The sequence below is a fragment of the Staphylococcus sp. KUGN1 genome, from assembly GCF_045984185.1.
In the GTDB taxonomy this organism is placed as follows: domain Bacteria; phylum Bacillota; class Bacilli; order Staphylococcales; family Staphylococcaceae; genus Staphylococcus; species Staphylococcus warneri_A.
Window position 1 is genome coordinate 1256559 of sequence record NZ_JBJQIL010000001.1, and the last position, 21697, is coordinate 1278255.

Below are 21697 nucleotides of genomic sequence, written 5' to 3' on the forward strand. Positions count from 1 at the left end.
TAAAAGGTGATGAATTCATATTCGAGTTCATCACCTTTTTTCATATTAATCTAATTGTATTGGATTGTAGAATTGTCTATTTTCAAGACCAAAGATTCGCTCAGTAAATTGGCCTTTTTCAGTTTTCTTAAATGCTTTTTCAAACATATTCATTTTAGCATCTATATTATCTATGAAAAATAGAATCTCGGCTTCTTTTAAATGCGGCATTTTAGGTGAACCAAACTCTAATTTACCGTGATGAGCTAAGATCATATGTCTTAATAACATCACCTCTTCACCTTCGATTCCAAGCTCTTTTGCTGCTTCAGCCACTTCATCACTTGCAATTGAAATATGCCCTAATAAATTACCTTCAACAGTATACGTTGTAGCCACAGGTCCACTAAGCTCTTTTACTTTTCCTAAATCATGTAAAATGATGGCACTATATAATAGGCTTCTATTTAATAGTGGGTATATATCACAAATAGATTTAGCAACTTTTAACATCGTTAAAACATGATAACTTAAACCACTCGCAAAATTATGATGATGTGAACTTGCAGCTGGAAATGTAAAGAAACTTTCTTGATACTTTTTAATTAAATGTCTTGTAATGCGTTGTAAATTAGCATTCTCAATATCTAACATATAATGGGAAAGTGCTTCTTGAATTTCAGTTGGAGACATAGGTGCTCCATCTACGAAATCTTGTGTATTCATGTTATCTTCAGGTGTCGCTAATCGAATTTGATTCACTTTCATTTGTTTACGACCACGATAGTTAATGACATCACCTTTTACATGTACGATTTCTTCTGGCTTCAATGTCTGCATATCTTCTTTCGTTGCAGTCCATAATTTAGCCTCAATATCTCCACTTTTGTCTTGTAAATAAAGCGTCATATAGTCTTTACCTTGAGCTGTCACACCTTGTGTTGCTCTGTGGATTAAAAAGAAGTGATTAACTGAATCACCGGGATTTAATTTTTCTACATTTCTCATTATTTCCCGCCTTTCTCTAATTTATTTAATGTAATCATTTCTTTAGTTGGAACAATATTATCATTAGTACACGTAAAGTATAGTACTTGATGATCCGTTGATAATGTTCTTAAGTAATTTAACATTCTTTCTTTACGATCTTTATCAAAGTGTACAAACGCATCATCCACAATAATTGGGAATGGATAATATGGTTTTAATACTTTAATCAAACTCAATCTAAGTGCAACATATAACAACTCTTTCGTAGATTGACTTAACTCTACAGGTTGGTACATTTGACCATTTTCATGTTTAACTTGAATAGCTTCTTCTGAATAATAAATATTAGTATAAGCACCGTTAGTAAGATTTGTGAAAATAAGAATAGCTTCATTAATCACCTGTGGTAAACGTTTATCTTTAATTTGTTTTATATGTTCATCTACTAAACTTTGTAAGTAACTTAAACTTGCCCAATCTTTAGCTATGCTATTCATTCTATTCTTCAAGCTATGATATTCATGACGTAATTGTGTTAATGTCGTATCTGTTTCCATATGCGCAATTTGAGCATTAAGATCACTCACTTCAGCTTGCATATCCAAATATTGTTCATTATATTGGTCAACTTGGTGTGCAAGTAATTGATTTTCCTCGTTTAACTGTGCTGTTGTTTTATCACTTAATTGTGAACTAGCATCATATGAGTAATTTTGATTTTCAAGATATTTTGTTAAATCATTGAAACGCGTCAATTGATTTATATATGTTTGATATTTTTCATGATGTTGATAATATTCTTCTTCCGTAGCAACACCGATATGATTAAATAATTCGTTAATCGTTTGATTATTATCCTCTAAGTGTGTTCGTAGCTGTGATAACTCATCATTTAATAATTTACTTTGTTCAGTATTTTTATGCCACTTTTCATTACTTTCTTCAGCATTTTTAAGCCATTGTTTCACATCGTGGAAGAATGACATTTTATTAAAGTAAGTAAATTGTGATTGTGTCACTGCTTCAGCATGATTATAAAATGCCTCTAAATCATTTACTATTTGATGACGTTTAGAATTTAATTCATCAATATACTGGTCATTTGATTTGATTTGGCCCATTGTACCTATACTTTCAACAATAAGGCTATCTGATATTTTTGGTGAAAGATGTAACTCTTGTTTCGCAACTTCAATATTATGATTAATATCATTTAAACGTTGTTCTGCCTTAGATAATGTATTGTTCATATAATTTGATTTTTCATCTAGAACGTCTTTATTTTTTAAAGCATGTTGCCAATGATCACGTGTACGTTGTTGCTCATCTAAATCAAAGTCTAAATCATATTGATTTTCTAAAACTTCTAATTGTTTTTCTAAATCGTCAATTTCTTGTGTGATTGTTTCGCTATAATCTACTTCCTTAGATTTCACTAGGAATATACCGATTACAAACACAACAGTTAATACAGCAAATATAATACCAAAAATCATGTTTTGCGTTAAAAATGCGAAAACGGTTAACGCTGCGCCAACTATTGCTAGTAAAATAAATACCATACGCAACATTTTTTGGCGTTTGTTTTTTCGCTCTTGTTCAATTTCAAATGTTTCTTTTAATTTTTCATAGAGATTTTCTTTCTCATTTAATTCAACAATTTGTTGTTTGTGCTCTTTTTTCTTTTCAAAAGTTTCTTCTGGAACAAGTTGATTTTCTAAGTGATCTAATTCATTGCTATTTGCGTTTTGTTCAATTTTATTATCTTCAATACTACGTTCTAATTGTTGAATATACGCGACTTGCTCTTGCTTGTTTTTAATTTGATCACTAATATGGCTCTTCATTGCCTCTGAACTATCAACATCATGATGCGTTTCATTCCAACCAATATTAGATTGCATACTTTCTTTATCACGTTGTTTATCAGAAATTTCTTTTTCTAAAGATCTTAATTCATATTCTTTTTGTTTAATTTCATTTTCTTGCTGATATAAACTATTAAAGGCATCAATATCAGACTGTTTAGCAGGTTCTAAAGATTCATTATCTTGTTTGATATGAGCCAATTGTTGTTCTCTTAAACTAATGTCTCTGAGCAAGGATTGTCTTTGCGCATTTGCAGCTTCATAACGATCAATCCCCTTTTCAGGAAAATGTAATGGTTCAACATTTAGTGCATGTTCTAATTGTTTCCATTCTTGTGTTTGATCATGTAATGCTACTTCTTTTTGCTTTTCTTCATGCATTTTAGAGAGTTGATTCAAGTTCTGTTTGATATTGTCAAGACGGCGTGAAGATTTGTCTTTTTCATCAACTAATCTATGATACGTATCAAGTTTCGCTTCTTCTTCACGTATTTGTGCTTCTAATTGTTTTAACTGATCCACTTGTTGATTAATAATTGGATTTTTACCTGACTTTTTATACAATTCGTCCTTTTTCTGACTAATCGTATCTCTCATGCTTGTAAATTCAGTGGACCCTAAAGCACCCGCTTCAAGTAAATAGTCTTGTAGTTGTTTTTCATTTAAATTACGATGAATATCTTGTAAGCCTAGGACGTCAAAAGAAAATATACCTTGGTATGTCTTTTTAGATATATAATTCAATTTCTTTTGTAACCATTCTTCATCTCGAACGCTACCATCTTCTAGATATACTTTAACGTCACCTTGAGCGCTACCTTTGATACGTTCTACTTCAATGACATTTCCATCGTCTAATTGAAGCGTTAATTTACCACCATATTGATTACCTAATCTTGGTTCTAAACGTGGTTCTTTAGACTTCTTAGTTGGAAAGCCAAACAATATAGAATGGATGAAAGCTTGAATCGTTGATTTACCAGCTTCATTTTCACCAAAAATTTCTGTAAATGATTGGTTAAACTCAATATTTCGCTGAACAAATTGGCCATAGCCATATATCTCAAGTGATTTAATTATCATTTTGTTCACCTCTCATGTCTGCCTTTAATAAATCTTCAGCATGATTGACTAGCTCTGTTTTATCAAAAGTTGTATAGTCATCTAAATATTTAGAAGCACGTGGATTTAAATATAAATCCGACATTGCTTTATCGAAGACTGTTCTATCATTTAATAAATCATTTGAAAACTCATTTACTAATGGAGACTCGTCATTCGATTTATATTTTAAATTTAAATCCTCTATAAATACAAAATCTTTTTCATTTTCTTCATAGTCCGTAATCATTTCTTCGACTTGTAATATATCTTGAGGTGACATCATTGATTCACTATTGATAATGACATTTAAGCGGTAAAATGCTTTTCCTTCTTCTCGTACTTTATCTTTAAATGCTTGGATTGCTTCATACAAGCCCTGTTTAGTCGTTTCTGAAGTTTCAATAGTTGCTTCTTCAAATTTAATAGATTGTGTCGGATAGAATTGTGTAGTGAGCTTTAAATTATCCCCTTGGATAAGTAAACAGCCTTTTTCACCTTTTTCGTTAAAATGTCGACCTTGAATATTACCAGCATAATTAATAACTGGTAAGTCACTTAATTGTTGTCTTTCATGTATGTGACCTAACGCCCAATAATGGTACAATTTACTATTTAAATCTTCTAGTCTAAATTCAGTATATCTATCTTTAACAGATGACTTACTATAAGTACCATGTAGCACCCCGATATGTATACCTTGTTGTCCCTGACTAGATGGAAAGCTATCAATCTTATTCTCATAACTTGCATCATTTTGATAACTAAATCCATTTATAAAAATTGTCTCTCCATCTTTAGTAATCGCTTGATAAGTTTCTACTTGGTTTGAAAATACAGATACATTTTTAGGCCAATTTGATGATATCTTTGTTGACAATGGATCATGATTACCATGACAAATGTAAACGAAAATTTGTTCTTTTTCTAATCGTTCGAATTGCTCTTTTAAAAACACCTCAGCTCGTAATGTTCGATTTTCTTTATCGAATAAATCACCAGCAATGATGATAAAATCTACTTCTTTTTGTAATGCTAAATCAACAATATGTTGAAAACTTTCATACGCACTTTTTTGAACATCCTCAAATATATTGGGGCTCAAATGACTTTTAGATTTAAAAGGACTGTCTAAATGTAAATCCGCACAATGTATAAATTTAACCATAAGCTCTATTCTCCTTATTAAAGACACTTTATGACTGAAGTTAATTAAAATGTATTTAAAATAATAAAGATACATTTCGTATTCTAATTACCAAATAAAAATCCAGTCACAATATTCCTTTATATCTAATCATTTTACCATATGTGAAACATAACAGTCGATGTTGAACATAGTTATTCATTCATAATATAAAAAAAGCTACAGCACTTAATAAGTACTGTAGCTACGAATAAATAACTAACTATTAGTCAGCGTAAATTTCATCTAATGGTTTAACGATGATTTGGTTGATTTCTTGGAATACTTGACTCATTTTTTGTTCAGCTTGCATTAATGAAGAGATGTTTTCATCTTTTTCAATTGCTTGAGCTTGTTCTTGAGCTTTTTGTAAGTCTTCCTCAGGAATTTCTTCACCTTGCATTTGTTTTTGTTGGAAATTCATTTGAGTTTCACGGAATTCATCAAATAATTTTTTTGATTCTTCGTTATCTTTTACTTTAGCATAAGCATCTTTAATAGCTTTGTATTCATCACTATTTCTTAATGCTTGCTCTAATTGGTTTGCATAATCATATAAATTTACTGCCATTGTTCATTGCACTCCTTTGAGTTAATTTGTGTTTCAACACTCTTAATAAATGTAACACATATCATTAAGTTAGACAAAGATTGCGACTATACCTTGGAAAATTCCTATAATACCACCAAGTATAAAACCTAATGACATAATTAATTTTAATTCTTTATTAGCAATATCGATAATAATTTTTTCTATATAGTCTAAATCAAATGTGTTGATTTGATCTTCAACAAGTTGTCTTAAATTAATTTTATGCATAATAGTTGTTAAATTGCTTGATACTTGATTAATAATGATATCTGTCAGTTTGCTAGACAACTCGTTTTCTAAATAATGAATAAACTGAGGTGCCAATTCATTAATAGGTTTTCTTATTTTATCTTGTAAATTAAATTGCGTCATCATTAATGATGTTGCAGTTGTAGCAATATTTTCAAACTGTTCATTTGATACTAATTCACCTAGTTGCTTTTGTTTGAATGTTTCAAATTCATTATTGATCACTTGATCAATAATTGATTTGGCTTTCGGATGATTTGTTAAGCGAATTAATTCTTGTTGTATTCGATCAGCAATACTCTCTCGTGTCATAAACATTTGTAATAGACCTACAATTTTACCTTTTTCATTAAAGAACGTTTCTAACATATCGTTGATGTCGTGCGTACCTTTTGGTGAAGATAAATAAACACGTGCACGTTCACAAATTAAATCACCAACTTCATTCAGTCTTTCTTCAATCAACTCAATTAATTCCTGAGGTAATACATCTTTAACTGTAGATTGTTGATGAGACCTGTAATATTTCATTAGCATTGATTCTACATCTTCGTGTAGTTGATGTTCTATAAAATAATCGATATTAAAATCAACTTTTTCTGCAATATAGTGAATAGTCATATCATCTGCTTTCAGTTGTTGTATCTGTTTTAAAATAATATCGTTTATCGTACTTTTAGCTTTTCCATCATTTAATTTTTGTCTCATGAGATCTTCTGTAAGCAAATGTTCTTCAATAACTTGACCAATTTTATTTGCAATTTCATCTCTTCTTTTCGGAATTAAACCTGGTGTGAATGGAACTCTTATTTTAAAAATGTAATATGGATTGAACGGGTGAAATAACATTTTGATAGCTATGACGTTAGTTAACCCACCAATAACGGCACCAACCACCATCATAAATAAGATGATTAACAAAGCATGCATGACATAGACTCCCTTCAAAATATAAAAAATCATGATTTATTATAGCATTTAATTTCCTTAGGTTTCGTTAATTTATACTTATAAAACTTTTTTCATTTACCAACTAACTTAAAATAAGTCGTTATAAATACCCACAGTACAAATAAAAGCCTAAGTCATCATTTGTTGACGGCCTAGGCTAATATGTATAGTCAATAACTAAAACATCTTCTATGTTAATAAAAATAAGTGATTAAATCATTTTAAGATTCTACTATCACTTATTTGAGAAAAATTAAATATGAACTAGTTCTTCTTTAGCATTTCTATTGAAATAAGTTTCTGCTTCTCTCATTTTAGAAGTGCCGAAAATAGGTTGTTTTTCAGGATTTAATACACGGTAAATATTGCTAACTTTATTACTTTGTAAAATATAACCGCTTCTAGTTTCAATTGTATTCCAATAAATATCACTAGTTGTTGAGTGATTTGGATAAGCACAATGATTTCTAGATATTGTTTGGACGATTTCTAATGGATCACAACCAAACGTGCTATTCAAAACATCTGAATCTCTAAATAACGCACAAATTGAAACACATGTTGTCCAATTTGGTAATACACGTTCTTTTTCAATTTGAACTAATGTTTTTTTAGAAAGTCCAATTGTTTGAGCCATTGTATCTTGTGTATATCCTGCTTCTATACGAACCATTTTAAATTTTGTTTGAATTAAATCTGTAAAACTCTGTCTATCCATTCTATTATCTACCTTTCTTGAAGAGAATTTATATCCGGACACAAGAAATTGCAATTATACACATTTCTTGAAACACAAATTACATCTTAATATATTTTTAATGAAAATAAAAGAGTCAATTTCGTTTTAAGCTCATTTTTATTAAAGACAAAATTATCAAAATACTTAAATTTTTAACATAATTTGTAAAAACTTAGTTATTTAACCATCATTAATTGAGCATAATTTTTACTGCTATTAACTTATTTAATTAAATCAGTTTATTTTCCATAGCATAAATTGCAGCTTGTGTACGATCGCTCACTTGCAATTTACTAAAGATATGACTGACATGTGTTTTAATTGTTTTTTCTGATACAAATAATGTATTAGCAATTTCTTTGTTTGTTTTGCCTTTTACCATTTCTTTAAGTACTTCTGTTTCTCTTTTAGATAATTTATTTGTAAAATGCGGTTTAGAACTCATAGAGTCTATAACATGTTTTGCATCTGGATGAATGATTCGCTTCCCATTAAGTACATTATGAATCGTTTCAATAAGTTTCTGTGGTTCGACGTCTTTCATTTCATAGCCATCAGCACCTTTTTCTATGGCAGAAATGACATGTTCATCATCAACATAACTTGTTAACACTAAAATTTTAATGTTAGGATAATGCTTTTTCAAATACTCAGTTATTTCAATACCATTCATATCTGGCATAACTAAATCTAATAACACAATATCCGGCTGTTCATTGTTTTCTAGGTATTCTAAAAATAGTTTACCTTCAGCAAACCCTTGTACAACCTCTATATCTTCTACAGTAGATAATAAAAATTCTAAGCCTTGTCTTACAATATGATGATCATCGACTAATATGATTTTATTCATCGTTATACTCCTTTAAATAATTAGTTCAATGGTATTTCTATTTCAATACGAGTACCTTTTAATGGCTTTGAATCGATACGTAGACGTCCTTTTAAAATATCTGTACGTTGTTGTAAATGCTTTAAACCATTCGATGTATCTGACATTTGCTTTGTATTGTCAAATCCTTTTCCCTCGTCTTGAACAATCACATAAAGTTTTTCATTTGTCTGTTTTAAAGTTAAAGTAACTTCTTTTGTTTTCGCATGCTTTCTTACATTGTTTAGACATTCTTGAACCATACGATAAACATTTTCTTCAATGACATTGGTAACATCGATCAATCCATCCACATGAACAGTTAAATTCAACTGTAACAATTCACTATAATGATTCAGTGCATGTAACATTCCTTGCTCTAATCCAACAGGTTTTAATTGCCAAATGAGTGCACGCATTTCATTAACCGCATTTTGACTTGTTTCCTCAATTGTTTTAAAGGCTTTTTTTGACATTTCTTCGTTTGAAATACCATAGGCAGCATGTGCAGTTAATTTTAATGAAAATAACATTTGATTAACCGAATCATGTAAATCTCTAGCTAACCGATTCCTTTCATTAATTCGAGCATTTTCTTTTTCTTTATCAGTTAACATTATACGCTTGATAGCTGAACCAATTTGAAAGGCCACTGATTCTAATAGTGCTAAATCTTCCTGACTATAATGGCTTTTATTTGGTGTAGCAACATTTAATAAACCAAATTGTTCTTCACCAGATCTCAGTGGCACTGTTGCATGGTGCGTAATATCGTCTGTTTCTTCATAATGCGCACGATTGGCTAAATTAATTCTTGAGCAATTAATGATATTAGACGCTTTCGTAAGTTTTTCATTTTGATAGGCACGTACACACCAACATGATCCATCAGTCATATAGTGACATTGATTTTTAGATAGTGCTCCTGGCAAGTTCACACTGGAAACTAATTCATGATGGCCAAAATCATCGATAAAGAAAATCCAACCCGTCGTAAAGTCACTTCCTTCTATCAAAGATTGAATTGCACCTTGCATCATACTATATATTTCTGTTTCTTCATTCAAAAATTCTGCAATTTCTTTAAGGAGAGCGATGCGTGTTGGTTTTTCCATAATTACCTCCAAAAATAATTTGAATATCTATTCTATTATACCGTTTCATGTAATATAAAAAAACATATCAACGTCATTATGGCGCATGACGGTGATACAAAGGGTATTATTTAACTTGATTTTATATTGCAATAATACATTTTATGATATGATTAAGAGTAACTATAGGAGGATTTTATGAAATTTACAATACCTGAAAATTATGATCAATATACATTGAGAGAGATTTTCCAAGATTTAAAGTTACCTAAAAAAGACTTACATTTATTAAATATGTCTAAAGATATTACTATTAATAAAGAAACAAGTCGTTTATCTGATAAGGTCAATTCCGGTGATGAAGTATTTATACCTACACCAGAAGAAAAAAGTAATTACTTACCAAGTTATCGTTACGCACAAGTTTACTATGAAAACGATGATTTTGCGATTGTGCTAAAACCTAAAGGTGTCAAAACACATCCAAATGATTTAAAAGAAAGTAATACTTTAATGAATCATCTTATTTATACTATTGATAGTGATTATGTAGAACCTATACATCGATTAGACCAAGAAACAGTTGGTTTATTAATTGTGGCAAAAAATCCATTAATGAAAAAGATATTAGATAGAATGCTAGAAGAAAATGATATCACCCGCATCTATAAAGCACATGTTAAAGCCTTATTACCTATCAAACCCCAAACAATTGATAAACCCATTGGTAAAGATAAGTTTCATCCAAATAAGAAACGTATATCTAATACAGGTCAACGTGCGATTACACATATTCTTTCTTCAAATATGGTTAAGGAAAATGTGTGTGAGTTAGAAATTAAATTAGATACAGGACGTACACACCAAATTCGTGTACATCTAGCAGACATCGGACACCCTGTCATTGGAGATCCATTATACGGTGATTCAACATTAAGACAATTAGAATTACACAGTTATAAAATCGAATTAGAACATCCTTTAACTAAAGAATGGATTTCAGTTAGTTTAGATGATGAGATTTCATAAAAAAAGCTAGGAAGATTATATTTATTTAATCTTCTTAGCTTTTAATTATTATATTAGCACTAGTGCGGGTCTACCATATCTTCTGGTTTAATCCATTCTTCAAATTGTTCTTCAGTAACATAACCTGATTGAATAGCTGATTCTTTAAGTGTTAAGCCCTCTTTATGTGCTTTTTTAGCTATTTGTGCAGCTTTCTCATATCCAATATGTGGATTTAAAGCAGTCACTAACATTAATGATTGATTTAAGTAATTATCAATATTTTCCTCAATAGGTTCAATACCTACGGCACAGTTATTATTAAATGTTTCCATACCATCTGCTAATAAGTAAATTGATTGTAATGTATTGTGTAAAATGACCGGTTTAAATACATTTAATTCAAAGTTACCTTGTGAACTTGCGATACCTACTGCAGTGTCATTACCCATCACTTGTACTGCTACCATTGTTAACATTTCACATTGTGTTGGATTAACTTTACCTGGCATAATTGAAGAACCTGGTTCATTTTCAGGAATTGAAATTTCAGCTAAACCTGCTCTTGGACCTGAAGCTAACCATCTTACATCATTAGCAATTTTCATTAAATCGCCAGCTAGTGCTTTTAATGTACCATGCAATTGAACAACTTCATCATGTGCCGTTAATGCATGGAATTTGTTTTCTGATGATACAAATGCATAACCTGTGTTTTCAGAGATAAATTTCGCAACTTTGTCTCCAAACTCTGGATGTGCATTGATTCCTGTACCTACGGCAGTACCACCAATTGCTAAGTTTAGTATATGCTTTTTAGATTCATTTAATAATGTTTCACATCTATCTAACATATAACGCCAACCACTAATTTCTTGTCCTAATTTAATTGGTGTCGCATCTTGTAAATGTGTACGACCAATTTTAATAATAGATTCAAATTCATCTTCTTTTTGTTTGAAAGTTTGGCGTAAATGTTTTAACGCTGGTTCTAATTTAGTTTCAACTTCGTGATATAGTGCAACGTGCATCGCTGTTGGAAATGTGTCGTTAGAGCTTTGAGATTTATTTACATCATCATTCGGATGGATTGATTCATCACTTTGATGTTCTTTTAAATATTCATTAGCTACATAACTAACTACTTCATTCACATTCATATTACTTTGTGTACCGCTTCCTGTTTGCCAAACTACTAATGGGAAATGTTCGTCTAATTCACCATTTAGAATTTTATCACAAGCATAGACGATAGCATCTTTTTTAGCATCACTTAATTTCCCTAACTCGTTGTTAGCTAATGCAGCACCTCTTTTAAGTTGAGCAAATCCGTATACAACTTCAATAGGCATTTTCTCTTTACCTACTGGGAAGTTTCGTTTACTTCTTTCTGTTTGAGCACCCCAATATTTATCTGCAGGTACTTCAATTTCTCCAAATGTATCATGTTCAATACGTACTGACATTTTTTTCTCCCCTTATTATCATTGTTAATCCTAGTATATCACTATTTAATTTGTCATATCAATTTAGAAGTAAAACGTTTACATATATTTTTCAAATACAAAAACTCTAGTTTCTAATAGCAATTCACTACAAAAACTAGAGTTAAAATGTAAATTATTGAAATTTTTGTTTTGTTGCTTGAACCGTTGCAATTGCAGTTAAAATATATAGAATCGCACTAATTATAATTGTAAATGGACTTACTTTAATTAAGATACTTAAAATACCTGTTAAGCTATTATAGAAATCATCTAATGTATACATTAAAATACCAGTAATAGCCAAACAACAAATGACACTGATGATAATGCCAGATTGATTACTTTTAATAAATGTTTGCGCACTGACCTCATCAATTAAACCATTCGAAAGATTTAACTGTAATTGTACTATTTTAAATAAAACCGGTAAGTATAATGCGCCTAGTGCTAATGGAAATGCCTTGATTGAAATTAAACTTACAATAACAGTTGCGATCATTAAATATTTCCAATACTTCCCTAGCATATGTAATCTCCTTTTAAACATGATTCTTCAATATCATACCATAATGCAGGATTTGATGGATGACGTCAATTTGAATTAATTATATAAAAGTTCTTTGATCAATACATAAAAATACTCTTGCAATAGAACTTTCACTATTACAAGAGTTAATATTTATTCTTAATCTAAATCAGAACGCACTTCTGAATCATGAGATTGATTTAATTTATCTTCATCATTTTCTTCAGAAATTTGTTCCATTTCTTTACCTAAATCTTTTAAATCATCTAAATCAGTTACCATTGCATTTTCTTCTTCGTGGTAATTCGTTCTAGAATCTTTATTTTGAGTCATATAGATAACCTCTTTCTCACTTATTCGTTATGCAAAGCGAGCTGTGAAGTATTCTTTTACGTCTTCAGGTAATCCAGCTGCTGCTTCTTTATCTAAAATAACGTTAACCATACGGTGCGCTTTTAAGTCTGCTGGTTCAAAATTAGATTTTCCATTTTCATTATATAATTTTTCAACTACTTCACGTTTATTACTACCAGTAACAACTAAGAAGATTTCACGTGCTTCTAATAAACCTTGTCTAACACTTACGTCTAAATTACCGCTTTCATCAATTGAAACCACTTGTAATACTAATTTACCTTTATTTTCTTTGGTTTTAATTTTATCTGAAATAAAGTCATTAGCATCTTGATTGTATGATAATGAATAAATTTGACTTTGTGGTACACCTAACGCTTCATAATATGATTGATTTTCATCATAATCTAAAATGTTAATTTGACTGAAGTCAACTGCATGTAAATCAACATTCTTTTTTAATTCATCTAATACAGGTGCATGATCTTTTGTTAAATGAACACCTGCGATAGTCATTGGGTTGTTATTAAATTGTTTTCTCAAAATATCCGCTGTATATTCAGCTACTCTTTGCTTATCTTCAAATACTTTAAAGTTCATTGCCATTTTAAAATACACTCCTCTTGGTTTGCTTTACATAGAATAGTATGGTTAATATTAATTCATTTATACCCTTATTATTTATCGTTCAAACTAACCTATGATTATAGAATACTATTTTCTTATCATTAAATATAACATGTAGTCAACTTATTGTTCATTTACTTTGAATTTCAATCATCTTTATTAAGATAAGCCCGGAAATGATTGTTGTCTTAAAGCTTCGTAAATCAATAATGCTGCTGTATTCGAGAGATTTAATGAACGAATTTTATCACTCATCGGGATTCTTAATGCAGTGTCTTGATACTTGTCTTTGACCCAATCCGGTAATCCAGTTGTTTCCCTACCAAAAATAAAATAATGATTATTTTGTGTATCAGAAAAATCAAAATCACTATATGTTTGCTTACCAAATTTTGTTAACAAATAATATTCACCATCTGTTGATTCAAAAAATGATTCTATATTTTCGTGATATGTAATATTAACATGCTCCCAGTAATCTAATCCTGCTCTTTTTAACATCTTATCATCTGTACTAAAGCCAAGCGGTTTAATCAAATGTAAGTGTGTATTGGTACCAGCACAAGTTCTAGCTATATTACCAGTATTTGCAGGGATTTCAGGTTGAAATAATACAATGTGGTTTGTCATTTATTTTTCTCTCCTCATTTCCAAGCCTTTTAACATTTCAACTTGGACTTCTTTAATTTCATTTTCATAATGTGTATGAATAAATTCACGCGCATTTTCCCCTTCAATTTGACCAATTGCCCAATATGCAGTGCCTCTTATCATAGGTCTAGGGTCATGTAATGCAACTTCTTTTAACTCAGGTATAGCACTTGTTTCATTAAAATGAGCTAACGCTAATATCGCATTTCGTTGTATAGGTTTTTTACCTCTCCATGCACCCGCTAAATGACCATAAGTATTTTTAAATTCTTTATTACTCATTTGCAATAATGGAACTAATCTAGGTTTCAAAATTTCAGGTTCTAATATAATATCGTCACGTTCTGTATTGATGCCTTTATTTTTAGGACAAACTTGTTGGCATGTGTCACAACCATATAATCGATTGCCAATTTTATATCTGTACTCATCATCTAAATAACCTTTAGTTTGAGTTAAAAAGCTAATACATTTTTGACTATTTAATTGGCCATTGCCTACTAAAGCACCTGTAGGACATCTATCAACACAAATTGTACAATCTCCACAACTATCTAAAATAGGATCATCTGGTTCAAACGGTATACTTACGAGCATTTCACCTAGATATGTCCATGTACCTAAATCAGGATTAATAATAAAACCATTTCGTCCTGCAAATCCTAGTCCTGCACGTTCCGCTACAGCTCTATCTGATAATACTCCAGTGTCCACCATCGATTTAATTTCAACATCAGGTACAATTGATTGGATATATGTTGCCAATTGATCCAATCGTTTTCTCATTATTGTATGATAATCTTGGCCCCATGAAGCACGTGCAAACATACCGCGTCTATCACCACGTACACTTTTAGGTGCCCCTTTAAGTTTATTGGGATATCCAACTGCTATAGCAATAATAGATCTCGCTGTCGGTAAGCTTAATTTAGGTTCAGTTCTTAATGCAATATCAGATTCTTCAAATCCTGAAGCATATCCTTTTGAGTGATAATCTTCTAACTTTTGTTTCAATTCATCAAATGGATCGGCAGTCGTAAAACCAATACTGTCAATACCAATTGTATGTGCGTAATCAATGATATCTTTTTTTAACTGCTTTACATCCAAGATTTTGCCCCCACATTATAAAAATATACTCTTGTTATTTTAACATATGAATAAATAGTGATGTATGATTATTGATTAAAAGTATATAAGACATAGACTTTAATCCATCATTTATTTTTATAACGTTTGTCTTGTCGTATCGTTAGCAGTTGAGTGTAGACATAACAAAAATGAATGCCTGAGAAATTGTCATCTCTCAGGCATTCACAATTAAATTTTGAATTGTTTTACACTTATAATACTCTAGATAAGAAATTTTTAGTTCTTTCATGTTGTGGTTTTTCAAATATTTCCTGTGGTGTACCTGATTCAACAACAACGCCATCTGCCATAAATATTACTTTATCACTGACATCTTTTGCGAAGCCCATTTCATGTGTAACGACCACCATTGTCATTCCCTCTTTAGCTAAATCCTTCATAATCTTCAAAACGTCCCCAACTACTTCAGGGTCAAGTGCAGATGTTGGTTCGTCAAATAAAATAACATCTGGTTGCATAGCTAATGCTCTTGCTATCGCAACTCTCTGCTTTTGTCCACCAGAAAGTTGATTAGGATAAACGTCTGCTTTATCTTTTAATCCTACCTTATCTAGTAATTCAATCGCTTGCTCATTAAGAGTTGAATGATCATTCTTTTTTAACAATTTAGGCGCTAACATAATATTTTCCTTAACCTTTTTATGAGGAAATAAATTAAAGTTTTGAAACACCATGCCCATTTTTTGTCGTAATTGTTCTAAATGAACACCTTTTTTTGTTAAATCGTTACCTTCAAATATAACATGTCCTTTTGTAGGCGTTTCTAATAAATTCATACATCTTAATAACGTGCTTTTTCCACTACCCGATGGACCAATGATAGCTACGACTTCACCTTTATTAATATCTAAATTAATATCTTTTAATACTTCATTGTTACCAAATTTTTTATTTAAATTTTGAATTTTAATCACTGGCTTTCATTCTCCCTTCTATAAAATTCATGATGCGTGATAATGCAAAGGTTAGAATAAAGTACATTCCTGCTGCGACCAATAATGGTGTAAAAGGATCAAATGAAATACCTTGAACCACTTGTGCATTAAACATAATTTCTCCAACACCTATTGTTGATACTATAGATGATTCTTTAATTAAAGTAACAAATTCATTACCTAGTGCTGGTAAAATATTCTTAATAGCCTGTGGCATAACGACTGATTTCATCGTTTGATTGTAACTCAAACCTAAACTGCGTGCAGCTTCTGTTTGTCCTTTATCGATGGAATTAATACCCGCACGAAATATCTCTGCAATATATGCTGATGAGTTAATAACTAATGCAATTGTTCCGCAAATCAAAGCAGAAATATCTAGTCCAAGTGCTGCAGTAGTACCAAAAAATACTATGAAAACTTGTACTAATAATGGTGTACCTCTTAAGAATTCTATATAAATAGAAGCAATCCATGATAATGGTTTAAATTTACTTAATTTCATTAGCGCTATAAACGCTCCTAGAATTGCTCCAAAAACTACACCAACAAATGAAATTAAAATTGTGTTTTGTAATCCTTTGATAAAAAAGCTTTTATATTTTGTATAAAAATTACCATCATCCTGCATATCATTTGCTGCTTTAGTCATATAATGATCTATTAAATTTTTATCATTAACTTCATTGATTGTCTGATTTAATTTTTTTAATAAAATTGGTGAATTTTTAGGTACTGCAATACAAGTTGGTTTCTTTTCTTCATTAAATTTCACATCTGAAAATGCAAGTTCAGGGTTTTGTTTTATGTATGCCTCTGCTACAGGCTTTTCAAGAATTGCTCCTACAGCTTTACCACTTTTCACAGATAAAATAGTTTCTGGTAATTTATTTAATGAAGTAACATCTGCATTTTCAATTTCAGTCTTAGCTATTTTTTCTTGATCTGTTCCTTTTTGAACAGCTATTTTCTTATCTTTAAAATCGCTAATAGATTTTAAATGATTTTTTTCATTTTTCTTAACTAACATAATATTATTAGTCATCATATATGGTTTAGTAAAGCTTACCTCTTTTTCACGTTCAGGTGTCGTTGTCATTCCAGAAATAATAATATCAATTTTGCCAGTTTTGAGCGCACCTAGTAAACTATCAAATTGCATATTAATAATTTTCAGTTTGAGATGATTATCTTTAGCTATCTTCTTAGCTAACTCTATATCAACACCAGCATATTCAGTTTTTCCATTTGCATTCTTTTCAAATTCCATCGGTGCATAATCAGCTGATAAGCCAACACGAAGTTCTCCACTATCTTTAATTTTTTGCCAGTTTGTATCCTTCTCTTCAGCATTAATATTGGGTTGTTTCGTTGTTAATGTTGAACCTACTATGATTAAAAATACCAAAAATACTTTAATAAAATATTTCATTAAAGCAACCCTCCTTTATAATATTCATTATTATACAAATCATTGCATTAATATGCAATATCATTTTTAAATATAATAAAAAAAGTGCAGCCATAGCGGCTACACTGGGAATTCGTTTATTCTTTAGGAATTTCAAATTTATAAATTTCGTCATTATATGAATGTATAAACTTTTTACATAACTCATGTACGACAAATGCACTGATAAATGGAATAATAAAGTACCCCGCAACTAACATAATTATATTAGTCATTTGGTCTCCCGCCATACGATTTAAAGCATTTATAGGTCCAACAAGTCCTGTATATCCAAATCCAGCAGATAAAGGAGTACCTTTGATGCCTATAAAGTAAGCAATAATACCAGCAATAGCACCATTTATAATTAGTGGTATAGCTATAATTAAATGTTTTAAATATACCGGTATCATCATTTTAGCTGCTCCAATAAGTAATACCAAATTGACTCCAATAGAATTGACTCTTAGAGATCCAAATAAAAATGTAACACATGCAGCAACAATACCCATATTTGCCGCACCACTACCTAATCCAGTTAAACCTATAGCAGTAGCAATTGCTACCAATGAAATTGGTGTAACCATAAGTAAAGAGAAAGTCACACTTATTAAAATAGACATCGTTAAAGGATTAAGGTCAGTAAATGAATTAATCACTTTACCAATTGTATGTGTTACAACTTGAACATATGGTAAAGTCATAAGGCCAATAGTTCCACTCACAACAGGAATTAAAACTGGTAAAATAATCATTTCAAATGAGCCCAATTTTCCTTGGAATAATAAATATAAAAAACAGGCAATCATCACGACTAAAATGATATTGATAATATCCCCTATTCCTTTAATCATAATACCTTGATTATTAAATATAATTGCGCCTGAGCCTAACATTGCTGAAGAACCAACAATAGCTGCACCTGATCCATTAAATTTGAACTGATGAGCTGCTAAAACACCCACTATGAAAGCCATAAAAGACTGTATAACTGTGACAAGACGAAAGATAGTTTCCAAGAGCTCATTACCATCTTTAAAAAATTTAAGTAATTCTCCTAATAAAGCATTGGGTAATAAGGCAATAACTACCCCTGCTCCAACCGCATTTAGAATATTACTAAAGAAAACTTTACCACCCATTTTTGTACTATTCTTACTCATAATGCACCTCCAAAGCATAATGAAATGATCATATATTATATTTTAAATAGAAAGAAATGAAAATATGATCCAGATAATCTAACTTCAAACCTGTAATAAAATTTAGTTGATATAAAAAAAGTGGTAAATGTGTTTACACAAATACCACTTTCCTTAGACATTATATATTTTATACCGGCGGTCGGGATCGAACCGACACTCCAAAAAGGAACGGGATTTTGAGTCCCGCGCGTCTGCCAATTCCGCCACGCCGGCCCAATATAAAGAAAAAACTTCCACTTGGAAGTAATAATGGAGCGGAAGATAGGATTTGCACCTATACCTCGTTCCTGGAAGGAACGTGTTCTAAAAGTTGAACTACTCCCGCTTAATATAAAATTTGGAGCGGAAGATAGGACTTACACCTATACCTCGTTCCGGGAAGGAACGTGTTCTGAGAGTTGAACTACTCCCGCTTAATATAAAAATTTGGAGCGGAAGATAGGATTTGCACCTATACCTCGTTCCGGGAAGGAACGTGTTCTAAGAGTTGAACTACTCCCGCTTAATAAAAACCTGGAGGCGGCAACCGGATTTGAACCGGTGATAAAGGTTTTGCAGACCTCTGCCTTACCACTTGGCTATGCCGCCAATAACTGGGCTAGCTGGATTCGAACCAGCGCGTGACGGAGTCAAAGTCCGTTGCCTTACCGCTTGGCTATAGCCCATTAATAATAAGGGCGGTTGAAGGGAATCGAACCCTCGAATGTCGGAACCACAATCCGATGCGTTAACCACTTCGCCACAACCGCCATGGCAGGGGCAGTAGGAATCGAACCCACATCAAAGGTTTTGGAGACCTCTATTCTACCGTTGAACTATGCCCCTATTCAGATGGTGGAGGGGGGCAGATTCGAACTGCCGAACCCGAAGGAGCGGATTTACAGTCCGCCGCGTTTAGCCACTTCGCTACCCCTCCAAGAGATGGTGCCGGCCAGAGGACTTGAACCCCCAACCTACTGATTACAAGTCAGTTGCTCTACCAATTGAGCTAGGCCGGCTTGTGAAATGGTTCAGGACAGAGTCGAACTGCCGACACATGGAGCTTCAATCCATTGCTCTACCAACTGAGCTACTGAACCATAATAAAATGTAATGGCGGTCTCGACGGGAATCGAACCCGCGATCTCCTGCGTGACAGGCAGGCGTGTTAACCGCTACACTACGAGACCAAATATGTATTGCGGGAGGCGGATTTGAACCACCGACCTTCGGGTTATGAGCCCGACGAGCTACCGAACTGCTCCATCCCGCGGTAATAATAAATAATAAAAACGGAGGAAGAGGGATTCGAACCCCCGCGGCCCGTTAAGGCCCTGTCGGTTTTCAAGACCGATCCCTTCAGCCGGACTTGGGTATTCCTCCATGATTATAGGTAAATTGCTATTAAATTAAAATGGCGGTCTCGACGGGAATCGAACCCGCGATCTCCTGCGTGACAGGCAGGCGTGTTAACCGCTACACTACAAGACCAAATATAAAACGGAGGAAGAGGGATTCGAACCCCCGCGGCCCGTTAAGGCCCTGTCGGTTTTCAAGACCGATCCCTTCAGCCGGACTTGGGTATTCCTCCAAAATTATATGGACCTTGCAGGACTCGAACCTGCGACCGAACGGTTATGAGCCGTTAGCTCTAACCAACTGAGCTAAAGGTCCTAAATATAATCTTACAACTAATAGTAGTGGCGGTGGAGGGGATCGAACCCCCGACCTCACGGGTATGAACCGTACGCTCTAGCCAGCTGAGCTACACCGCCGTTATCTAGTTTGTAAATTTAATATGGTGGAGACTAGCGGGATCGAACCGCTGACCTCCTGCGTGCAAAGCAGGCGCTCTCCCAACTGAGCTAAGCCCCCATATTTAATAATTGTTGCTATCGGGAAGACAGGATTCGAACCTACGACCCCTTGGTCCCAAACCAAGTGCTCTACCAAGCTGAGCTACTTCCCGTAGAATAAGCGCGCCCGATAGGAGTCGAACCCATAACCTCTTGATCCGTAGTCAAACGCTCTATCCAATTGAGCTACGGGCGCATATTTATAATAAGATGGTGCCGAGGACCGGAATCGAACCGGTACGGTGATCTCTCACCGCAGGATTTTAAGTCCTGTGCGTCTGCCAGTTCCGCCACCCCGGCACTTATAATGGAGCAGAAGACGGGATTCGAACCCGCGACCCCAACCTTGGCAAGGTTGTATTCTACCGCTGAACTACTTCTGCATATGCGGGTGAAGGGAGTCGAACCCCCACGCCGTAAGGCGCTAGATCCTAAGTCTAGTGCGTCTGCCAATTCCGCCACACCCGCTATTAAAATGGTGAGCCATAGAGGATTCGAACCTCTGACCCTCTGATTAAAAGTCAGATGCTCTACCAACTGAGCTAATGGCTCTAAAGATGGTGCCGGCCAGAGGACTTGAACCCCCAACCTACTGATTACAAGTCAGTTGCTCTACCAATTGAGCTAGGCCGGCTATAAATGGTGGAGAATGACGGGTTCGAACCGCCGACCCTCTGCTTGTAAGGCAGATGCTCTCCCAGCTGAGCTAATTCTCCAATATATTTGCCTGGCAACGTCCTACTCTAGCGGAACGTTAGTCCGACTACCATCGGCGCTAAGGAGCTTAACTTCTGTGTTCGGCATGGGAACAGGTGTGACCTCCTTGCCATTGTCACCAGACAAATGG

The 21697-nt window shown here is 32.9% G+C and carries 18 protein-coding genes, 27 tRNA genes and 1 rRNA gene; 1 reads left to right on the forward strand and 45 read right to left on the reverse strand.

Annotation, left to right across the window (positions count from 1 at the left end; translation table 11 throughout):
- Positions 1 to 45: 45 nt before the first annotated feature.
- The 8 genes from yhaM to ACJQQZ_RS06155 form a co-directional block, all read right to left on the reverse strand.
- Complete coding sequence (gene yhaM / locus ACJQQZ_RS06120; RefSeq protein WP_002452110.1) at positions 46 to 987, reverse strand: 3'-5' exoribonuclease YhaM; 942 nt, start codon at positions 985 to 987, stop codon at positions 46 to 48.
- Positions 987 to 3920, reverse strand: coding sequence for an ATP-binding protein (locus ACJQQZ_RS06125; protein ID WP_145506654.1), 2934 nt, complete (start codon positions 3918 to 3920; stop codon positions 987 to 989). Before ACJQQZ_RS06125 ends, yhaM begins: the two co-directional genes overlap by 1 nt.
- Positions 3910 to 5106 carry a metallophosphoesterase family protein gene (locus ACJQQZ_RS06130; protein ID WP_145506657.1) on the reverse strand — a complete coding sequence of 399 codons (1197 nt, stop codon included), beginning with the start codon at positions 5104 to 5106 and terminating at the stop codon, positions 3910 to 3912. Before ACJQQZ_RS06130 ends, ACJQQZ_RS06125 begins: the two co-directional genes overlap by 11 nt.
- Before the next feature lie 244 nt (positions 5107 to 5350).
- A complete protein-coding gene (locus ACJQQZ_RS06135) occupies positions 5351 to 5695 on the reverse strand; it encodes a YlbF/YmcA family competence regulator (RefSeq protein WP_408023094.1) in 345 nt (114 codons plus the stop codon).
- A gap of 69 nt (positions 5696 to 5764) precedes the next feature.
- Positions 5765 to 6895, reverse strand: a complete 1131-nt coding sequence (locus tag ACJQQZ_RS06140) for a DUF445 domain-containing protein (RefSeq protein ID WP_124227923.1) — start codon at positions 6893 to 6895, stop codon at positions 5765 to 5767.
- Between the two features lie 274 nt (positions 6896 to 7169).
- Positions 7170 to 7634 carry an XRE family transcriptional regulator XdrA gene (xdrA, locus tag ACJQQZ_RS06145; protein WP_002452105.1) on the reverse strand — a complete coding sequence of 155 codons (465 nt, stop codon included), beginning with the start codon at positions 7632 to 7634 and terminating at the stop codon, positions 7170 to 7172.
- A gap of 250 nt (positions 7635 to 7884) precedes the next feature.
- Positions 7885 to 8508 (reverse strand): response regulator, encoded by a 624-nt coding sequence (locus ACJQQZ_RS06150; protein ID WP_002452104.1) that lies wholly within the window; start codon positions 8506 to 8508, stop codon positions 7885 to 7887.
- 20 nt (positions 8509 to 8528) lie between these two features.
- Positions 8529 to 9641 carry a GAF domain-containing sensor histidine kinase gene (locus tag ACJQQZ_RS06155; RefSeq protein ID WP_002452103.1) on the reverse strand — a complete coding sequence of 371 codons (1113 nt, stop codon included), beginning with the start codon at positions 9639 to 9641 and terminating at the stop codon, positions 8529 to 8531.
- A 177-nt stretch (positions 9642 to 9818) separates the two neighbouring features.
- Here ACJQQZ_RS06155 and ACJQQZ_RS06160 point away from each other — a divergent pair, with 177 nt between their 5' ends.
- Positions 9819 to 10649 (forward strand): RluA family pseudouridine synthase, encoded by an 831-nt coding sequence (locus ACJQQZ_RS06160; protein ID WP_049425061.1) that lies wholly within the window; start codon positions 9819 to 9821, stop codon positions 10647 to 10649.
- A 59-nt stretch (positions 10650 to 10708) separates the two neighbouring features.
- On the opposite strand, the gene fumC is transcribed toward ACJQQZ_RS06160, so the two are convergent.
- From fumC to rrf, 37 genes are all read right to left on the reverse strand, one after another.
- Entirely contained in the window at positions 10709 to 12094 is a 1386-nt protein-coding gene (gene fumC / locus ACJQQZ_RS06165; protein ID WP_107533114.1) for a class II fumarate hydratase, read from the reverse strand.
- A gap of 154 nt (positions 12095 to 12248) precedes the next feature.
- A complete protein-coding gene (locus ACJQQZ_RS06170; RefSeq protein ID WP_002452100.1) occupies positions 12249 to 12641 on the reverse strand; it encodes a hypothetical protein in 393 nt (130 codons plus the stop codon).
- A 159-nt stretch (positions 12642 to 12800) separates the two neighbouring features.
- Positions 12801 to 12974, reverse strand: coding sequence for an SAS053 family DNA gyrase inhibitor (locus ACJQQZ_RS06175; RefSeq protein ID WP_107533115.1), 174 nt, complete (start codon positions 12972 to 12974; stop codon positions 12801 to 12803).
- 27 nt (positions 12975 to 13001) lie between these two features.
- Positions 13002 to 13601 (reverse strand): 6-phosphogluconolactonase, encoded by a 600-nt coding sequence (locus tag ACJQQZ_RS06180; protein WP_002452098.1) that lies wholly within the window; start codon positions 13599 to 13601, stop codon positions 13002 to 13004.
- A 180-nt stretch (positions 13602 to 13781) separates the two neighbouring features.
- Positions 13782 to 14252 carry a tRNA (uridine(34)/cytosine(34)/5-carboxymethylaminomethyluridine(34)-2'-O)-methyltransferase TrmL gene (gene trmL / locus ACJQQZ_RS06185; protein WP_002452097.1) on the reverse strand — a complete coding sequence of 157 codons (471 nt, stop codon included), beginning with the start codon at positions 14250 to 14252 and terminating at the stop codon, positions 13782 to 13784.
- On the reverse strand, positions 14253 to 15383 hold the full coding sequence (gene queG, locus ACJQQZ_RS06190; protein ID WP_124227924.1) for a tRNA epoxyqueuosine(34) reductase QueG: 1131 nt from the start codon (positions 15381 to 15383) through the stop codon (positions 14253 to 14255).
- A 233-nt stretch (positions 15384 to 15616) separates the two neighbouring features.
- Entirely contained in the window at positions 15617 to 16339 is a 723-nt protein-coding gene (locus ACJQQZ_RS06195; RefSeq protein WP_124227925.1) for an amino acid ABC transporter ATP-binding protein, read from the reverse strand.
- Positions 16332 to 17792 (reverse strand): ABC transporter substrate-binding protein/permease, encoded by a 1461-nt coding sequence (locus ACJQQZ_RS06200; protein WP_107533117.1) that lies wholly within the window; start codon positions 17790 to 17792, stop codon positions 16332 to 16334. Before ACJQQZ_RS06200 ends, ACJQQZ_RS06195 begins: the two co-directional genes overlap by 8 nt.
- Before the next feature lie 116 nt (positions 17793 to 17908).
- Positions 17909 to 18973, reverse strand: a complete 1065-nt coding sequence (locus ACJQQZ_RS06205) for a PTS sugar transporter subunit IIC (RefSeq protein WP_124227926.1) — start codon at positions 18971 to 18973, stop codon at positions 17909 to 17911.
- A gap of 172 nt (positions 18974 to 19145) precedes the next feature.
- Positions 19146 to 19228 (reverse strand) — tRNA-Leu (locus ACJQQZ_RS06210).
- 37 nt (positions 19229 to 19265) lie between these two features.
- Positions 19266 to 19340 (reverse strand) — tRNA-Gly (locus ACJQQZ_RS06215).
- 13 nt (positions 19341 to 19353) lie between these two features.
- Positions 19354 to 19428, reverse strand: a tRNA-Gly gene (locus tag ACJQQZ_RS06220).
- A 14-nt stretch (positions 19429 to 19442) separates the two neighbouring features.
- Positions 19443 to 19517: transfer RNA gene (locus ACJQQZ_RS06225), tRNA-Gly, on the reverse strand.
- Between the two features lie 12 nt (positions 19518 to 19529).
- Positions 19530 to 19603: transfer RNA gene (locus ACJQQZ_RS06230), tRNA-Cys, on the reverse strand.
- Between the two features lie 5 nt (positions 19604 to 19608).
- Positions 19609 to 19680, reverse strand: a tRNA-Gln gene (locus tag ACJQQZ_RS06235).
- A gap of 11 nt (positions 19681 to 19691) precedes the next feature.
- Positions 19692 to 19764: transfer RNA gene (locus tag ACJQQZ_RS06240), tRNA-His, on the reverse strand.
- A gap of 2 nt (positions 19765 to 19766) precedes the next feature.
- Positions 19767 to 19840, reverse strand: a tRNA-Trp gene (locus ACJQQZ_RS06245).
- Positions 19841 to 19847: 7 nt separating this feature from the next.
- Positions 19848 to 19931: transfer RNA gene (locus tag ACJQQZ_RS06250), tRNA-Tyr, on the reverse strand.
- Positions 19932 to 19937: 6 nt separating this feature from the next.
- A tRNA-Thr gene (locus ACJQQZ_RS06255) sits at positions 19938 to 20013 on the reverse strand.
- Positions 20014 to 20021: 8 nt separating this feature from the next.
- Positions 20022 to 20094: transfer RNA gene (locus ACJQQZ_RS06260), tRNA-Phe, on the reverse strand.
- 14 nt (positions 20095 to 20108) lie between these two features.
- A tRNA-Asp gene (locus tag ACJQQZ_RS06265) sits at positions 20109 to 20184 on the reverse strand.
- A 9-nt stretch (positions 20185 to 20193) separates the two neighbouring features.
- Positions 20194 to 20267 (reverse strand) — tRNA-Met (locus tag ACJQQZ_RS06270).
- Positions 20268 to 20287: 20 nt separating this feature from the next.
- Positions 20288 to 20377 (reverse strand) — tRNA-Ser (locus ACJQQZ_RS06275).
- A gap of 32 nt (positions 20378 to 20409) precedes the next feature.
- Positions 20410 to 20485, reverse strand: a tRNA-Asp gene (locus tag ACJQQZ_RS06280).
- Positions 20486 to 20495: 10 nt separating this feature from the next.
- Positions 20496 to 20585, reverse strand: a tRNA-Ser gene (locus ACJQQZ_RS06285).
- 9 nt (positions 20586 to 20594) lie between these two features.
- Positions 20595 to 20668, reverse strand: a tRNA-Ile gene (locus tag ACJQQZ_RS06290).
- A 27-nt stretch (positions 20669 to 20695) separates the two neighbouring features.
- Positions 20696 to 20769: transfer RNA gene (locus ACJQQZ_RS06295), tRNA-Met, on the reverse strand.
- A 24-nt stretch (positions 20770 to 20793) separates the two neighbouring features.
- A tRNA-Ala gene (locus tag ACJQQZ_RS06300) sits at positions 20794 to 20869 on the reverse strand.
- A 20-nt stretch (positions 20870 to 20889) separates the two neighbouring features.
- Positions 20890 to 20963: transfer RNA gene (locus tag ACJQQZ_RS06305), tRNA-Pro, on the reverse strand.
- Positions 20964 to 20972: 9 nt separating this feature from the next.
- A tRNA-Arg gene (locus ACJQQZ_RS06310) sits at positions 20973 to 21046 on the reverse strand.
- 15 nt (positions 21047 to 21061) lie between these two features.
- Positions 21062 to 21150, reverse strand: a tRNA-Leu gene (locus ACJQQZ_RS06315).
- A gap of 8 nt (positions 21151 to 21158) precedes the next feature.
- Positions 21159 to 21233: transfer RNA gene (locus ACJQQZ_RS06320), tRNA-Gly, on the reverse strand.
- A 3-nt stretch (positions 21234 to 21236) separates the two neighbouring features.
- A tRNA-Leu gene (locus ACJQQZ_RS06325) sits at positions 21237 to 21318 on the reverse strand.
- A gap of 8 nt (positions 21319 to 21326) precedes the next feature.
- Positions 21327 to 21402: transfer RNA gene (locus ACJQQZ_RS06330), tRNA-Lys, on the reverse strand.
- 6 nt (positions 21403 to 21408) lie between these two features.
- Positions 21409 to 21484: transfer RNA gene (locus ACJQQZ_RS06335), tRNA-Thr, on the reverse strand.
- 6 nt (positions 21485 to 21490) lie between these two features.
- A tRNA-Val gene (locus tag ACJQQZ_RS06340) sits at positions 21491 to 21566 on the reverse strand.
- A gap of 9 nt (positions 21567 to 21575) precedes the next feature.
- Positions 21576 to 21690 (reverse strand): 5S ribosomal RNA (gene rrf, locus ACJQQZ_RS06345).
- Positions 21691 to 21697 lie beyond the last annotated feature (7 nt).

Excerpts from the sequence above, each read along its gene's own strand:
- yhaM (WP_002452110.1), bottom strand. The coding sequence starts at position 987 with ATGAGAAATGTAGAAAAATTAAATCCCGGTGATTCAGTTAATCACTTC.
- ACJQQZ_RS06125 (WP_145506654.1), bottom strand. The coding sequence starts at position 3,920 with ATGATAATTAAATCACTTGAGATATATGGCTATGGCCAATTTGTTCAG.
- ACJQQZ_RS06130 (WP_145506657.1), bottom strand. The coding sequence starts at position 5,106 with ATGGTTAAATTTATACATTGTGCGGATTTACATTTAGACAGTCCTTTT.
- ACJQQZ_RS06135 (WP_408023094.1), bottom strand. The coding sequence starts at position 5,695 with ATGGCAGTAAATTTATATGATTATGCAAACCAATTAGAGCAAGCATTA.
- ACJQQZ_RS06140 (WP_124227923.1), bottom strand. The coding sequence starts at position 6,895 with ATGCATGCTTTGTTAATCATCTTATTTATGATGGTGGTTGGTGCCGTT.
- xdrA (WP_002452105.1), bottom strand. The coding sequence starts at position 7,634 with ATGGATAGACAGAGTTTTACAGATTTAATTCAAACAAAATTTAAAATG.
- ACJQQZ_RS06150 (WP_002452104.1), bottom strand. The coding sequence starts at position 8,508 with ATGAATAAAATCATATTAGTCGATGATCATCATATTGTAAGACAAGGC.
- ACJQQZ_RS06155 (WP_002452103.1), bottom strand. The coding sequence starts at position 9,641 with ATGGAAAAACCAACACGCATCGCTCTCCTTAAAGAAATTGCAGAATTT.
- ACJQQZ_RS06160 (WP_049425061.1), top strand. The coding sequence starts at position 9,819 with ATGAAATTTACAATACCTGAAAATTATGATCAATATACATTGAGAGAG.
- fumC (WP_107533114.1), bottom strand. The coding sequence starts at position 12,094 with ATGTCAGTACGTATTGAACATGATACATTTGGAGAAATTGAAGTACCT.
- ACJQQZ_RS06170 (WP_002452100.1), bottom strand. The coding sequence starts at position 12,641 with ATGCTAGGGAAGTATTGGAAATATTTAATGATCGCAACTGTTATTGTA.
- ACJQQZ_RS06175 (WP_107533115.1), bottom strand. The coding sequence starts at position 12,974 with ATGACTCAAAATAAAGATTCTAGAACGAATTACCACGAAGAAGAAAAT.
- ACJQQZ_RS06180 (WP_002452098.1), bottom strand. The coding sequence starts at position 13,601 with ATGGCAATGAACTTTAAAGTATTTGAAGATAAGCAAAGAGTAGCTGAA.
- trmL (WP_002452097.1), bottom strand. The coding sequence starts at position 14,252 with ATGACAAACCACATTGTATTATTTCAACCTGAAATCCCTGCAAATACT.
- ACJQQZ_RS06200 (WP_107533117.1), bottom strand. The coding sequence starts at position 17,792 with ATGAAATATTTTATTAAAGTATTTTTGGTATTTTTAATCATAGTAGGT.
- ACJQQZ_RS06205 (WP_124227926.1), bottom strand. The coding sequence starts at position 18,973 with ATGAGTAAGAATAGTACAAAAATGGGTGGTAAAGTTTTCTTTAGTAAT.